This window comes from Palleniella intestinalis (assembly GCF_013166595.1).
Classification (GTDB): Bacteria; Bacteroidota; Bacteroidia; order Bacteroidales; family Bacteroidaceae; genus Prevotella; species Prevotella intestinalis.
In genome coordinates this window covers 163,399-177,934 of sequence record NZ_JABKKG010000001.1, presented here as the reverse complement: position 1 = coordinate 177,934, position 14,536 = coordinate 163,399, and the positions used below count along the sequence as shown (strand labels likewise).

The 14,536-nt window shown below is 43.8% G+C and carries 14 protein-coding genes and 1 pseudogene; all 15 read right to left on the bottom strand.

Going from position 1 to position 14,536, the window contains the following annotated elements; genetic code table 11:
• Window positions 1–48 precede the first annotated feature (48 nt).
• The 15 genes and pseudogenes from HPS57_RS00820 to pnuC all read right to left on the bottom strand — a co-directional run bounded on the left by HPS57_RS00820 (window position 49) and on the right by pnuC (window position 14,529).
• The gene (locus HPS57_RS00820) at window positions 49–363 is read right to left on the bottom strand and encodes an MGMT family protein (protein WP_172179253.1); all 315 of its coding nucleotides are present in this window, start codon (window positions 361–363) and stop codon (window positions 49–51) included.
• Window positions 364–487: 124 nt separating this feature from the next.
• A complete protein-coding gene (guaA, locus tag HPS57_RS00815) occupies window positions 488–2,095 on the bottom strand; it encodes a glutamine-hydrolyzing GMP synthase (RefSeq protein WP_172179251.1) in 1,608 nt (535 codons plus the stop codon).
• Window positions 2,096–2,101: 6 nt separating this feature from the next.
• Window positions 2,102–2,890: a sugar phosphate nucleotidyltransferase gene (locus HPS57_RS00810; RefSeq protein ID WP_172179249.1), complete on the bottom strand. Its 789-nt coding sequence runs from the start codon at window positions 2,888–2,890 to the stop codon at window positions 2,102–2,104.
• A 61-nt stretch (window positions 2,891–2,951) separates the two neighbouring features.
• On the bottom strand, window positions 2,952–4,925 hold the full coding sequence (locus tag HPS57_RS00805) for a fructose-1,6-bisphosphatase (RefSeq protein ID WP_172179247.1): 1,974 nt from the start codon (window positions 4,923–4,925) through the stop codon (window positions 2,952–2,954).
• A 30-nt stretch (window positions 4,926–4,955) separates the two neighbouring features.
• The gene (locus HPS57_RS00800) at window positions 4,956–6,092 is read right to left on the bottom strand and encodes a glycosyltransferase (RefSeq protein ID WP_253946435.1); all 1,137 of its coding nucleotides are present in this window, start codon (window positions 6,090–6,092) and stop codon (window positions 4,956–4,958) included.
• Between the two features lie 100 nt (window positions 6,093–6,192).
• Window positions 6,193–6,798, bottom strand: a complete 606-nt coding sequence (locus tag HPS57_RS00795; RefSeq protein ID WP_172179244.1) for a hypothetical protein — start codon at window positions 6,796–6,798, stop codon at window positions 6,193–6,195.
• A 37-nt stretch (window positions 6,799–6,835) separates the two neighbouring features.
• Window positions 6,836–7,990: a diaminopimelate decarboxylase gene (lysA, locus tag HPS57_RS00790; protein ID WP_172179243.1), complete on the bottom strand. Its 1,155-nt coding sequence runs from the start codon at window positions 7,988–7,990 to the stop codon at window positions 6,836–6,838.
• A 101-nt stretch (window positions 7,991–8,091) separates the two neighbouring features.
• On the bottom strand, window positions 8,092–9,408 hold the full coding sequence (locus HPS57_RS00785) for an aspartate kinase (RefSeq protein WP_172179242.1): 1,317 nt from the start codon (window positions 9,406–9,408) through the stop codon (window positions 8,092–8,094).
• A 4-nt stretch (window positions 9,409–9,412) separates the two neighbouring features.
• Window positions 9,413–10,090, bottom strand: a complete 678-nt coding sequence (locus HPS57_RS00780) for a cell division ATP-binding protein FtsE (RefSeq protein WP_172179241.1) — start codon at window positions 10,088–10,090, stop codon at window positions 9,413–9,415.
• Window positions 10,091–10,101: 11 nt separating this feature from the next.
• Window positions 10,102–10,759 (bottom strand): annotated as a pseudogene (gene hisIE / locus HPS57_RS00775) (bifunctional phosphoribosyl-AMP cyclohydrolase/phosphoribosyl-ATP diphosphatase HisIE).
• Complete coding sequence (gene hisF, locus HPS57_RS00770; RefSeq protein ID WP_172179240.1) at window positions 10,756–11,514, bottom strand: imidazole glycerol phosphate synthase subunit HisF; 759 nt, start codon at window positions 11,512–11,514, stop codon at window positions 10,756–10,758. The pseudogene hisIE and the gene hisF overlap by 4 nt, the downstream one beginning before the upstream one ends.
• A gap of 16 nt (window positions 11,515–11,530) precedes the next feature.
• A complete protein-coding gene (gene hisA / locus HPS57_RS00765) occupies window positions 11,531–12,247 on the bottom strand; it encodes a 1-(5-phosphoribosyl)-5-[(5-phosphoribosylamino)methylideneamino]imidazole-4-carboxamide isomerase (protein WP_172179239.1) in 717 nt (238 codons plus the stop codon).
• Window positions 12,248–12,278: 31 nt separating this feature from the next.
• A complete protein-coding gene (gene hisH / locus HPS57_RS00760) occupies window positions 12,279–12,872 on the bottom strand; it encodes an imidazole glycerol phosphate synthase subunit HisH (protein WP_172179238.1) in 594 nt (197 codons plus the stop codon).
• A gap of 80 nt (window positions 12,873–12,952) precedes the next feature.
• Window positions 12,953–13,702, bottom strand: coding sequence for a polyprenol monophosphomannose synthase (locus HPS57_RS00755; protein ID WP_172179829.1), 750 nt, complete (start codon window positions 13,700–13,702; stop codon window positions 12,953–12,955).
• Between the two features lie 53 nt (window positions 13,703–13,755).
• Window positions 13,756–14,529 carry a nicotinamide riboside transporter PnuC gene (pnuC, locus tag HPS57_RS00750; RefSeq protein WP_172179237.1) on the bottom strand — a complete coding sequence of 258 codons (774 nt, stop codon included), beginning with the start codon at window positions 14,527–14,529 and terminating at the stop codon, window positions 13,756–13,758.
• Between the last annotated feature and the right edge of the window lie 7 nt (window positions 14,530–14,536).

Sequence of the window (14,536 nt, the reverse complement as noted above, 5' to 3'; positions counted from 1 at the left end):
GATTATTTTATATATTTTTGGGTGTGGACATTGATGACAGCTATTACTTTATAGCCCCAATTCATCAAAGTTCCATAAATGCAGCTTCATGTCCACACATCCATTTGCCTTTATTGTAATACCTTCTGCTTTTAGCAACTCCGCTTGCTTTGTCCATCCCGGTGCAAGTCGTCCGCTGCTGTTTACAACTCTATGACACGGTATGCCATTTTTTGCAGAACATTCTTTCAGCAGATGTCCCACCATACGGGAACGGTTTGGCCAGCCTGCAAGTTGCGCTACAAGTCCATAAGTCAGTACCTTACCCGCAGGAATAGCGTTAACCACCTCATAAACACCGTCTGTAAATTCCTTTTCCATCATTTGTAGGATTTGCTCTGCCGTATGATACAAAGGTACAAAAATAATTGTACCCCACAATAGCAGGGTACAATTTCTGTATAAGTAACTGTTTTTTTCGTATAACCTAATTTTCAACAGTCACATGTTATTCCCACTCGATTGTTGACGGTGGTTTTGAGGAGATGTCGTAGCAAACACGGTTGACTCCCTTGACTTTGTTGATAATCTCGTTGGAGCATTTCGCCATGAAGTCGTAAGGGAGGTGAGCCCAGTCGGCTGTCATCGCATCTGTTGAAGTTACGGCACGGAGAGCCACAGGATGCTCGTAAGTGCGCTCGTCCCCCATAACACCTACTGAACGGACTGTTGACAGAAGCACTGTTCCTGCCTGCCAAATCTGGTCGTAGAGTGATACTTCAATCTCGCCATTCTCCATGTCAGCCGGTACTCCTGCAGCAAGGACTGCACGTGCCTGCTCACCGGAAAGACGTGTCTTGTATTCGCGCAGACCACGGATATAGATGTCATCGGCATCCTGAAGGATACGCACTTTCTCAGGTGTAATATCACCAAGGATACGCACAGCAAGTCCAGGGCCTGGGAACGGATGACGTGTGATGAGATGTTCCGGCATTCCCATTGAGCGTCCGACACGGCGAACCTCGTCCTTGAACAGCCACTGCAGTGGTTCGCAAAGAGACAGGTGCATCTCTTTTGGAAGACCACCGACGTTGTGATGTGACTTGATGACTTTACCTGTGATGTTCAGTGACTCGATGCGGTCAGGATAGATAGTGCCTTGTGCAAGCCATTTTGCATCCTTGATTTTCTTCGCCTCCTCGTTGAAAACTTCCACAAAGTCACGGCCGATAATCTTACGCTTCTGCTCCGGATCTGAGACACCGGCAAGGTCTGCAAAGAATTTCTCGCTTGCGTCCACACCGATAACATTGAGTCCGAGACACTTGTAATCCTCCATTACATCACGGAACTCGTTCTTGCGCAGCATGCCATGGTCAACGAAAATACATGTGAGACGGTCACCGATTGCTTTGTTCAGAAGCACAGCTGCAACAGAAGAGTCGACACCACCGGAAAGACCGAGGATAACACGGTCGTCACCAATCTGTGCTTTCAACTCCTTTACTGTTGTTTCAACGAAAGAGTCCGCACTCCAATCCTGCTTCGAGCCACAAATGTCGACAACGAAGTTCTTCAACAACTGTGTGCCCTGAACAGAGTGGAACACTTCTGGGTGGAACTGCACAGCCCACACCGGTTTCTCGGTGGAAGCATAAGCTGCGTATTTCACATCAGAGGTTGACGCTATGCACTCGCAGTCCTGAGGAACAGCAGTTATGGAATCACCGTGTGACATCCATACCTGAGAGTTGTCGTCAAAACCTTTGAAAAGCGCATTCTCCTTATTTATATAAGCGAGATGTGCGCGACCGTATTCGCGTGTGTTCGTCTTCTCAACCTTTCCACCATTGGAATAGGAGTAGTACTGTGCACCATAGCAGATTCCGAGAACCGGCAGTCTGCCCACAAATCGTGAAAGGTCAGGTTTGAAGCCTTCCGGATCATGCACAGAGAATGGTGAGCCTGAGAGAATTACGCCAATGACATCGGAATCATCCTCCGGATATTTGTTGTACGGCATAATCTCACAGAATGTGTCAAGCTCACGGACACGGCGGCCTATCAACTGAGTTGTCTGGCTGCCAAAGTCTAAAATGATAATCTTTTGCATTCGGTTTTATAATTGATTAAGAAATTCTTTTGCATTTTCAAGAGTATCCAACTTGCCAACATCCAGCAGTTGTAAGTCTTCCTTCACCACGCCTCTGACATTGTGTTCCATACAGATGTCAAGGTAGAAGTCCATAATGCCAAATCGCTTCGGCAGTGGAGTCATCATCCTTAAGAGTCCTGGAGAGAACATATGGAGGCCGGAGAATGCGAGCTTCCGCAGTGGAGTGGAGTGGAGCACAAGTAAGTCTGGGGCATTGCCAGCTTGTTCCCGCAATTCCTTGTATGGTGACTTTATCTCACCTGTACTTGTATTTATCCAACCGACAAGGCGCATATCGTCATCAAACAGCAAGTAGCGTGATGTCTTGCGTGGTGACACAAGCAGGGTGGCATCATTCTGCATGTTATTCCTGTAAAACTCCTCAATGTCAACATTTGATAAGATATCAACATTGTGAATCAGTATTGGGGCATCTATGTCAGCATCTTGCTCAGAGGATTGGAACAGTGGGATGGCTTGCCGGAGTCCACCTCCGGTGTCAAGCAACATGTCCGTTTCATCAGACAGTTTTATCTCTGATTTCCAATGATGCTCGGTTATTTTGATGAAATTGCGAATCTGTTCACTATGGTGATGAATATTGATAACCACGGTGTTGCCCGGCTTGTCGACTTTTTCAAGGATTCGTTGCAGCAACGGTTTGTCACCGACGGGCACAAGCGCTTTTGGGATTATGTCCGTCAGTGGTTTCAGGCGCGTGCCAAGTCCAGCTGCGAAAATCATTATTTTCATTCTTATGGAATTATAAGGTTTGCCAGAGATTCATGGGAGTTTCCTCACTGTTGCCTTCAGCCTATTTCTTTGCTTCACGCTCTGTTATGAAACCGTGGCGGTAAGCGTAAAGGAGTTTGTTAAGGTCACTTATCTGCTCACGCAACTCTGCTCCTTTATCGATGTCAGCCACAAGCATACGGTGGTTTGCCATCTCGATAATCTGTGTTGTGGAAACGATGTCCGTCCCTCTAAGCACAGCATCCTCCGCACTTGTGAACGGTTCGTGTTGCACCAATTGGAAACCACGTGAATGGTAGACGAGTGTATATCCGGCAATACCGGTCTCTTTGTGGTAAGCCTCCGAGAATCCACCATCGATAACCATGAGTTTTCCATTGGCTTTGATTGGGTTTTCGCCATTGGCTACATGAACTGGTACATGACCATTGATGATATGCCGGTTTTGTCCTGTCAATCCGAAAGCGTCCATTATGCCGTCAATGATCTTCTCATTATCACGGAGCTTGAAATAATATCCTTTTTCCTCTTTATGCAGAGCTTTGTCAGCTATGAAGTAACGTTCGAATGTTGACATTTTGGATTTGTCGAACAGTGGAGAGTCTTTTCCACACCAAAGGTACAGGAAATAGTCACGTGCATATTGCCTGTCTTCCGGTGAAGAGTCCTGTTGGAATGCAGAGCGGACAAGCATACCGATATTGTGCATCAACTCCTTGCCTTTCAGGAATGTGCCAGGAGTTATCTCCACTTCTCTCAGAGAACCGTCTTCATTGAGCGGTATGGAGGCATGGAACAACAGGTTGCCATTGTAAATGGCATACATGCAACCATGTGATAACATAAGGCGGATGTGCTTCTGCAGTTTCTCCGACACACGGAAAGAATGGTGCAGCCGCTTCATCAGCAGTCGTTCTTCATCAGTAAGCGTTATGCCTGTCGGGAATGTGGCATATTGCATTTCGTATGTTTCTCCGTCAACACGGCAAGTATTGTTCTCAAGATCCACCGTAGAAATTATATCGCGGTTTTCCATGTGCCAATTCGGATGACGATGGAACAGCTCAGCCTCAAGTTTGAACTGTATCACAGAGATTGCCTTGTGCATCATTGCTGTAAGGCGGCACTGCTTCTCATCAAGATTAGTGTTGCCGTCAAGTACTATCGGTTCGAATCCGGTGCATGGGTCATCATTATAATGTTCCATGGCGAATGTCGCAAGCGGCACAAGATTGATACCATATCCTTCTTCTATTGTGGTAAGATTTGCATATCTGAGACAAATACGGATGACATGACAGATACATGCGTCGTTTCCTGCTCCTGCACCCATCCAAAGGATATCATGGTTTCCCCATTGTATGTCCCAGGAATGGTAGGTGTTCAGAGTGTCCATGATGATGTGGGCACCAGGTCCACGGTCATATATATCGCCGAGAATGTGGAGCTGGTCAATGGATAGTCGCTGTATTACGTTGCATATTGCTATGATGAAATCGTCTGCACGCTGTGTAGAGATTATCGTCTCGATGATGACATTAACGTATGCCGCCTTATTCTGGTCTTCAGTGCGTTCGTGAAGAAGTTCCTGTATGATGTAGGAAAACTCTTCCGGCAGTGATTTTCTTACTTTTGAACGGGTATATTTTGAGCACACATCACGCAGTAGAGCGACAAGCTGGTGCAACGTTATGTGATACCAGTCGCCAAGATTTTCTTCGTTGGCTTTTACCAACTCAAGTTTCTGTTCAGGATAGTAGATAAGCGTGCACAGTTCTTTTTTCTCCAATTCACGTAATGTGTTGCCGAATATTTCGTTCACTTTGCGCTTTATGTTTCCCGATGCGTTTTTAAGAACATGCAGGAAGGCCTCGTGCTCACCATGTATGTCAGCAAGGAAATGCTCTGTACTCTTCGGGAGATTGAGTATAGCGGAGAGGTTAATTATCTCCGTTGCGGCGGAAGATATTGTCGGGAAATTGCGCGCAAGAAGTTGCAGGTAGCGCATATCCTTTTCTATTTCGTTGTTTGTCATAAGATGCTAAGGTATATATATATATATGGATTATGTTGTTTTTATCGGAATATTGAAATCGTTAATTTTCTTGTATAGTGATTTTGCGGCTTTGGCAGATGCAGGGTCAAGTGGCATAAAGCCAATTGGAAGTTGTAGTTTTTCTGCGAGTATCTGCATTATGCAGGAGCAGAAATCCGTAATTCCAAGGCGCTTGATTATGTCACGGAATGCTGCTTCATCATATGGAGTGTACAACAGATTTTCATAAATTGATAGAAGCATTACACCCGGTGGTTGCCAAGCACTGTCATATTGATTCTTGCCAAGCATTTTATTCAAATTCAATATATCAGTCGCCAAAGTAAGTGCATTCGGCTCCCAATCGTGATTCCGCAGTATTTTAAGTTCTTTGCTGGAGACTGTGCATGGAATGATTGTTGATTTTGTTTTGAAGCGTGCAGGCAAAGCGTCTATAGCAATCGGCAACTGCAGCGCCAGTGAGTTCGCCCCAGAAATCAGTAATTCTTTTATACCATGGTCGATTGCATAGATTTGCATGTTTTTCCAATTATGTGTGGATAGCTTGTGCAGCATTTCCAATGCTTTCGAGTCCACAGCCGGAATGTATTCTATATGCGTCAAGAATGAATCGCTGTCTTCAGACTTTATATGTTGAGAATGGCGTGCGATGACAGAAGCATGCAACAAAGCCCATACACATGCTTCTTCCTTCTCTGAAAGCTTGTTGCGTTGAGCTGTATCGATGACTTTCTGGTACAAAGCACGGAATGTCTCAACAAATTGCTCTTCATTTTCGCTCCCATTCGGTTTTGGGATAAGGGCAATGCGTTTTTTCCAACCAAGTTGCTTAATGTCCTCAAGCTCTTGCGACGATGTCACATGCAGAACCATAGCCTTTCTTATGGCAAGGAATTGATAAGTGATGATGCATGGCAGTTTCTTCTTCCAGAAATCAATCTGTATTTCTCTTTGCGACAGTCCGTTATGTGGAGAAAGAACGACAGGGATATTGCTGTGCAATGCCCATAGTTCCACAATGGCAGCTTTAGCACTCCAGCAGCCATGTATATGGATTATGTCCGGTTGCAGTTCATTTGTCCTTTTGTTAAACTCTGTTCGTGAGATGTTGCCGGAGATAATGTTTGTTTCCACGGTTGTTCCCATAATGACTTGAAGCATTTGGACAAACTTTGCAGCCTGCCCCATACTCTTTTTGAAGTTTGGTATGTAGTGTAGAACTTTCATGCCGTGGAGTCTAATTTACTTATATATAAATCTGCTTGTATATTATATTGCGGAGCGACATATCACGGATATAACTATCATGCAGAAATGCTATGGAAAACAGCCCCGCATTTTCCTTGCTGAGATACAGGCTTTTTCTGTTCACTCCATGTGGCTTACACCATTTCTTGATAATTTTCCTCACTTCACGCTTATGTTTATAGCGTTTGAAAAATCCTATCTTCTTAATGTGTGCATCTCCAAGCATAATCGGTCGATTGTCGTCTGACAATGGATATTCCTCAAGAACATTGCCGACTTGTTGAAGCCATTCGTCCGACTCAGGAGAGAATGCAGGAGAAATCATTACCACATTGTCATACTTTGCCGCTTTTACTCCAAGTAAGATTTCTATTTCCTCATTAGTGACATATTGCGGCTGGTCAGGAAGATATGTTGAGTGAAGATTTTCATATTGCTGATAGAACGGCTCAAGAATATCTTTTATGTCACCCTTCTTTGTCTCACGGACGACAATCACCTCAAACCTGGCATCATATTGCTGACACAATACTGTTGGTAATGTGTCACGCAATACAATGTCATTGTCATTGGTTATTATTATTATTGAAATGTTCTTGCTCATATCGCTTCAGGCATGATTACAGCCTTACTGTTGTTTGTTATTTGAACTCTTCAGAAAGATACCCAATTGGCAATGGGCGGCAGTTATATTGTGATGCCATAATCTCACCATAAGCTCCTGCAGAGCATATTGCTATAAAGTCTCCACGTTTCGTTTCTGCCATATTATAGTTTTTGGCAAACACATCGGAAGATTCACAGATTGGACCTACAACATCGTATTCCTTTATTGTCCCATTTGGATTGGAAATATTCTCAATATAATGATAGGCATCATATAGAGCAGGGCGGATAAGGTCTGTCATTCCGGCATCAAGTATGCAGAACTCCTTCTTTGTCCCTTTCTTTACATAGATAGTACGTGTTATGAGAGTTCCCATTTGCCCAACAACGGAACGTCCGGGTTCAAAATGAATTTTTTGCCCATGACGCACTTTCATGTTTTTTGCATACACTTCGAAAAAGGATTTGAAATCAGGAACAGGATTTTGTTTTGGATTCTCATAGTCTATACCCAAACCGCCACCAACATTAATGTTCTGTACCACTATACCTTGTTCCTCAAGACGTTCTTGCAATTCATTAATACGGTTGCACAATGCCTCGAAGTCCTCCATCTCAAGTATCTGGCTTCCAATATGGAAATGAAGTCCTATGAACTCAATGTTTGGCATGTTCTTAGCCAGCATAATGACCTTTTCCATGTCTGCCATGGGAATGCCGAATTTGTTTTCAGCAAGTCCCGTGGTTATATTGGAGTGAGTGTGTGCACCAACATCAGGGTTAATGCGGAATGCTATTTGTGCCTTTTTGTGTCGTGATGCAGCAAGCTGCTGTATAACTTCCAGTTCTTCAATGCTTTCGCAGTTAAAACAGAAGATGTCATTGTCTATGCCCAAAAGAATCTCCTTATCAGTCTTGGCTACTCCTGCGTACACTATTTTGCTTGCAGGAAAGCCGGCTTCAAGAGCAGCCTTTATTTCATTGCCACTGACACAATCTGCACCCAATCCAGCCTCAGCGATTATCCTAAGTACCTTCTGGTTTGCGTTTGCTTTTATAGCATAATGTACACAATAGTTCTCATACTTGCCGATTTCGTTATTTATTGTGTTTAGTGTTGTGCGGAGCAGCTCCGTGTCGTAATAATAGAATGGGGTTTCTATATTTTGAAATTTGTCTATCGGAAACATCGTTGTGAAATATATGTACCTTGATTTTGGAAATATTGTAATTGTATATCAGTCCTGAGTACATGCCGCATATCATCATTATATGCGGCATGTATCATTGGTTATTTGAACAATGCATCAGAAAGATTCTGCAACGCTCTTTGCTTGTCACATTCACGTATGAGGAATGATATATTATAGTTTGAACCACCATAAGATATCATGCGTACAGGAATGTCTTTCATTGCAGCCGTTGCCCTTGCCTCGAATCCGACATTCTCCCAATCAAGGTCGCCAGCAACACAGATGATGCACATGTCCGTATCAACAGTCACTGTGCCATAGTGCTTCAGTTTATCCACAATGGCATCAAGATGAGTAGTGTTGTCTATCGACATTGAAACACCAACTTCCGACGTGCAGACCATGTCAATGGAAGTCTTGAATTTCTCAAAAGTATTGAACACTTTGCTCAGAAACCCTGATGCAAGAAGCATACGCGATGATTTTATTTTGATGGCTGTAATATTGTCTTTCGCAGCAACAGCCTTTATCGTACCACGCTGAAGTTCATTATTGATGATAGTTCCTGGAGCTTCCGGAGCCATTGTGTTCTTCAACGCAACAGGAATTCCTGCATTCTTTGCCGGCTGAACACAAGTAGGGTGGAGTATCTTCGCACCAAAATATGCCAGTTCTGCAGCTTCCTCAAAGTTCAACTGATGTACAGGTTCTGTATGTTCCACAATACGCGGGTCATTATTGTGCATACCATCAATGTCTGTCCAAATCTGAATTTCCTCTGCCTTTATTGCAGCACCAATGATGGACGCTGTATAGTCTGAGCCACCACGCTGCAAGTTGTCAATCTCGCCATAAGCATTACGGCAGATGAATCCTTGGGTAATATAAATCTGGTAACCTGGGTTCTCATCAAGAATCTTGCTGAGATTCTCCCTTATGAAAGCCATGTCCGGTTCTTGGTTCTTGTCGGTTTTCATGAAATCAAGAGCAGGGAGCAGAATAGCTTTTATTCCAATCTGCCTGAGATAAGCAACCACCATATTTGTAGACATTATCTCTCCCTGTGCCACAACGGCACGCTCTTCGAAACTTGTGAAAGTGTCTTTTGAGAAAGAATGCAGATACTGGAAACGGTCATTCAGAAATTCGGTGATTTCAGCCTTGATGCCTTTATCTGTGTACAACTCATCAACGTGCTTCATGTACTTCTTTTTCAGTTGGTTGATGATGTCGTGCGCTCCATCAATGTTCTTCTTGTAGAAATAGTTGGAGATCTCAAGAAGAGAGTTGGTAGTACCAGACATGGCTGACAGAACAATGAATGTTGATTCACCACTTTTGGTGATGAGTTTGCATACATCTTTCATTCTTTCTGGTGAGCCGACAGATGTGCCACCAAATTTCATTACTTTCATAATTCTATATGTTTTTATTGTTTATTTCTGTTAGTGTGCTATTTTCACAGCGATAGACAATTCCTGGGAATTTGTCAAGCATAGGTATGTTGTGTGTGGACATAATAACTGTTGTCCCTGTGCGTGTGATGCCTTTCAGCAGTGCAACTATATTCTCGGCAGTTTCTGGGTCAAGGTTTCCAGTCGGCTCGTCGGCAATTATAACCTTCGGCTTATTGAGCAAAGCACGTGCAATAGCTATACGTTGCTGTTCGCCACCCGACAGTTCATGTGGCAGGCTTTCCTTGGCTTCTGTCATACCGACAGCCTCCAGCACCTCATCTATTCGTGTATCGATTTCATCTTTTTTCTGCCATCCTGTAGCTTTTAGCACGAAATGCAAGTTGTTGTACACTGTGCGATCATGAAGTAGCTTGAAATCTTGGAATATGATGCCCATCTCACGCCGTAGCTCAGGAATATGCTTGCGCTTTATCTTCATGATTTCACGGTCAAGAACCATAGCGTTCTCTGCCTCGTCAATGTCGAGTTCGCAATAGAATGTCTTCAGTAGGGAACTCTTACCTGAACCAACTTTGCCAATAAGATAGATGAACTCTCCCTCATCGGCTCGGAAATTAATGTCTTTCAGGATGCACTGTTCGTCCTGATATATTGTAGCGTTTTTATAGTCTATAAGCATTTTGTCCTTTGTTAATGTTTCCGCCAGTTAGGGTCATGGCGCACCTGTAACTCCTTTGCAAGGTCTTCGATACGCAACCCTTTTGATGTGAGAAGCACAATAAGGTGGTAAAGCATGTCTGAACCTTCATAAACCAGACGGTCATTTGTGCCATTTGTAGCCTCTATGACAAGTTCAAGAGCTTCTTCACCTACTTTCTGGGCCATACGGTTCAAACCATCTTTGAACAGGGATGTCGTATATGAACCTTCAGGCATTTCCTGATGACGCTTTTCTATGAAATCCTGTAATTCAGAAAGAAACAGGAGTGGATTTTTATCGTTGTTTATCATGACTATATTTCTTTGTAAATGACTTTTATTTGTTTTCTTCGCCCCAACATGTATCAGTGCCTGTATGGCAAGTCGGACCATGCGGATGAACCTTCAAAAGAAGAGTGTCATTGTCGCAATCTACCTTTATATCAACGAGGTCAAGGAAATTGCCGCTTGTCTCGCCCTTCGTCCACAGGCAGTTTCTGCCACGACTCCAGAATGTCACTTTCTTTGTATCAAGTGTTTTCCTGAGAGCTTCCTCATTCATATATCCAAGCATCAGGACATTTTTCGTTTCTGCATCTTGGATGATAGCTGGTACAAGTCCGCCGCCTTTTTCAAAATCTATATTCATAATCTCATATTTATGCCTTCATTATTCAAATATTTTTTCAATGCAGGAATGGAAATCTCCCCGAAATGGAAAACAGAAGCTGCGAGTGCAGCATCAGCCTTACCAATGGTAAAGGCCTCTTTGAAATGTTCCATCTTTCCTGCACCTCCTGAAGCTATTACGGGGATGGATAACTCGTCAGCTAAACGCGCCAAGGCTTCATTAGCATATCCAGTTTTCACTCCATCATGGTTCATTGATGTGAACAGAATCTCACCGGCACCACGCTCCTGCGCCTCTTTTGCCCATCCAAAAAGCCCTCGTTCTGTACGTATGCGCCCGCCATTCAAATAGCAATGCCAGCCATCTTCATCCATACGCGCATCTATAGCGCATACACAGACCTGGGAACCATACAATGACGTTATTTCCGAAATCAGCTCAGGGCGTCTTAGGGCGGCACTATTTACGCTCACTTTGTCAGCACCGGCATTCAGCAGATTGGTGACATCCTCTAATTGATTAATGCCACCTCCTACGGTGAACGGTATATTCACCTCCTGCGCAACACGGCTCACCATTTCAACAAAGGTCTTTCTCTCCTCAAAGGATGCTGTTATATCAAGAAACACAAGCTCATCAGCACCATTCTCCGAATATATTTTGCCTAATTCCACAGGGTCTCCTGCAGAACGCAGATTAACGAAGTTTGTTCCTTTGACAGTCTCGCCATTCTTGACATCGAGACAGGGAATTATTCTTTTTGCCAGACTCATTTGGTAAGGTGTTTTGTTATTTTATTATCAGCTTTGTGACATCTATGCGCCCCTCATAAAACGCTTTGCCAAAAACAACAGCTGGGATACCACTGTTGTTAAGTTCCTCAATGTCTTCATTGGAAGAGACTCCACCAGAAGCTATCAAGTGCAAGTCCGGAAATTCTTGCATGACTTGCTTGTACAATGCTACCGCCGGACCTTGCAAAGTCCCATCTTTGCTTATTTCTGTACATAGCACATTCTTCACCCCCATACCTACATATTTCTGCAGAAAAGGGAGAAGGTCTTCTTGTGAATCTTCCTTCCAGCCATTGATACTGATTTTTCCGTTGCGTACATCAGCACCAAGTATGATTCTTTCCGCCCCATATTGTTGTAGCCATTGAACGCACAGTTCAGGAGAAGTCACAGCAATACTGCCGAGTGTAACCATTGCTGCCCCTGCCTCAAATGCCTTTTCTATATCAGAATCCGTCTTTATTCCTCCACCGAAATCAACGGTCAGACTTGTAGCAGAAGTTATTGCACGAAGTGTTGCGTCATTTACAATGTGACGTGACTTTGCACCGTCAAGGTCAACAACGTGCAAACGCTTGAAACCAAGGCGCTCAAATTCAACGGCAACGGCAACAGGGTCTTCGTTGTACACCTTCTTGCGGTCATAGTCCCCTTTGGTAAGTCGGACGCATTTGCCGTCAATAATATCTATAGCCGGTATGAGTTCTATCATTATTATTATGCAGTCTGCGGACATTCCGCTGTTAAAGTTTTATGAAATTTTCTAAGATACGGGAACCGACATCACCGCTTTTTTCCGGATGAAACTGAGTAGCGTAGAAATTTCCCGTATGGATGGCAGCCGAATATGACAGAGTGAAGTCAGCTGTCGCGATAGTATAGTCCTTATGGAGAGGGACATAATAGCTATGCACAAAATAGACATAATCGTTTTCCATGACATTGTCAAACAGCGGAGACTTCAAGTCCGTAATGCTGTTCCAACCCATTTGTGGAATTTTTTCCTCATGACAAGTAGGGCAGAAGCGTTTCACTTCCATTGGAAATATGCCGATGCAGTCTGTGTCGCCTTCTTCCGAATGACGGCAAAGAAGCTGTTGTCCCACACATATACCGAGAACCGGTTGCTTCAATGAGCGTATAACGCTGTCAAGGCCACGCTCGCGCAGATATTCCATAGCAGACTTTGCCTCACCTTGTCCCGGAAATATCACCTTGTCAGCATTACGAATCTGCTCGGCATTGTCAGTGAGTATCGGCTCTATGCCTATACGGCGCAAAGCGTTGACAACGGAATAAATGTTTCCTGCATTATATTTTATTATAGCTACTTTCATGCAAATATATAAGTATTGCTGTTCTTATTGTGAAGACACCGGAAAGAAACATCATAGGTGTTATTCCGGATATTGAAGATCTAAGCTTTGATTTTCGGATATTTTCTGAACCAACCGTCAAGCCTTAGCCTCATCACTCCGAAGAATGCTTCCCCAAAAATGCCGCCGGACATTTTGCTGGTGCCCTCGCGCCTGTTGACAAAAATGACCGGAACCTCCTTGATCTTAAACCCAATCTTGTAGGCGGTAAATTTCATTTCAATTTGGAAAGCATATCCCTTGAACTTTATCTTGTCAAGTTCTATGGTCTCAAGGACCCGGCGCTTGTAGCACTTGAATCCGGCAGTAGTGTCGTGAATCTTGAAACCAGTTACAGCCTTTACGTACTTTGAAGCGAAATATGACATGAGCACTCGCCCCATAGGCCAGTTGACAACATTCACACCACTGACATACCGCGAACCGATAGCGACATCGTTTCCCTCGTCAGCGCATGCGGAATACAGGCGTGGAAGGTCGTTGGGGTCATGTGAAAAGTCTGCATCCATTTCAAAAATGTAGTCATAACCTTCCTTGAGAGCCCACTTGAATCCCGTGATATACGCTGTTCCAAGCCCAAGTTTGCCTGAACGTTCGATAAGGAACAGGCGTTCTTTAAACTCCTTTTCCATTAGTCGTTTCACTATATCCGCTGTACCGTCAGGAGAGCCGTCATCGATTACGAGGATGTTGAAAGCCTTCTCAAGCCCGAACACGGCACGCACTATCTTTTCGATGTTCTCCTTCTCGTTGTAAGTCGGTATGATTATTATGCTGTCACTTTTCATGATTCAAAGTGTATTTAAGTCTTTTTTGCTGCCTTGTCAGGCATGTATTTAGTTGTTCAGTCTTTGCTCAACTTATTCCACATATAGATTCCGTAGAAAGAGTTGATAAGGTAGACACTGTACTTCGCCACAGTCATAAAGGAAAATTCCGAAGCGGACATCAGCCACATTGCTATATAGGCGACATTGATTGCAAGCCACATATACCACTGTTCCACAAACGCTTTGACAGAGACATACATCGTGATTACTGACATCACCGTTGTGAAAGAGTCAAGCCACAGCTGCATTGGGTGGTCATAGTCCAGCTTCAGGGTCTTGAACTGCATATCAGGCCAAATAGCTTGCATTGTATCTATCATCCATGGACCAAAATATATAAGGAACACTCCAAGGGCAAGAGTGCCTGCTGCTACTGCCACGGCTGTCAGAAACCGCTGCTGCCATGTCATGTATCGTGTATGGATAGTCTGCGAATCATCATCACGCATGCGTTTTTTCCACTTCTTCCAGCCAACAAACTGCATTGGCAGGTTGTACACCAATCTCTGGAGCATATCACCATATATATGTGTGAAGAAGCATATATAGATATGCAGGAAGGCTTCCACCGTGCCAAATATCCAATTTGCGATAGAGCCTTTTGCACCAAGTACGACACAGAACACACCCAATATGGCTGCAATGGCTGCAATAGTGGTGTTGATTGTCACTTCCCCTTTAATCAAAAAGCCTATTGCCGTGAGAGCAAGAATCGTGATTAAGAGTGTAACTTCAAATTTATTGAGTCCTGTAACGGATTTTTTTGCTATTTCAATATATTTGTTCATTGCTATG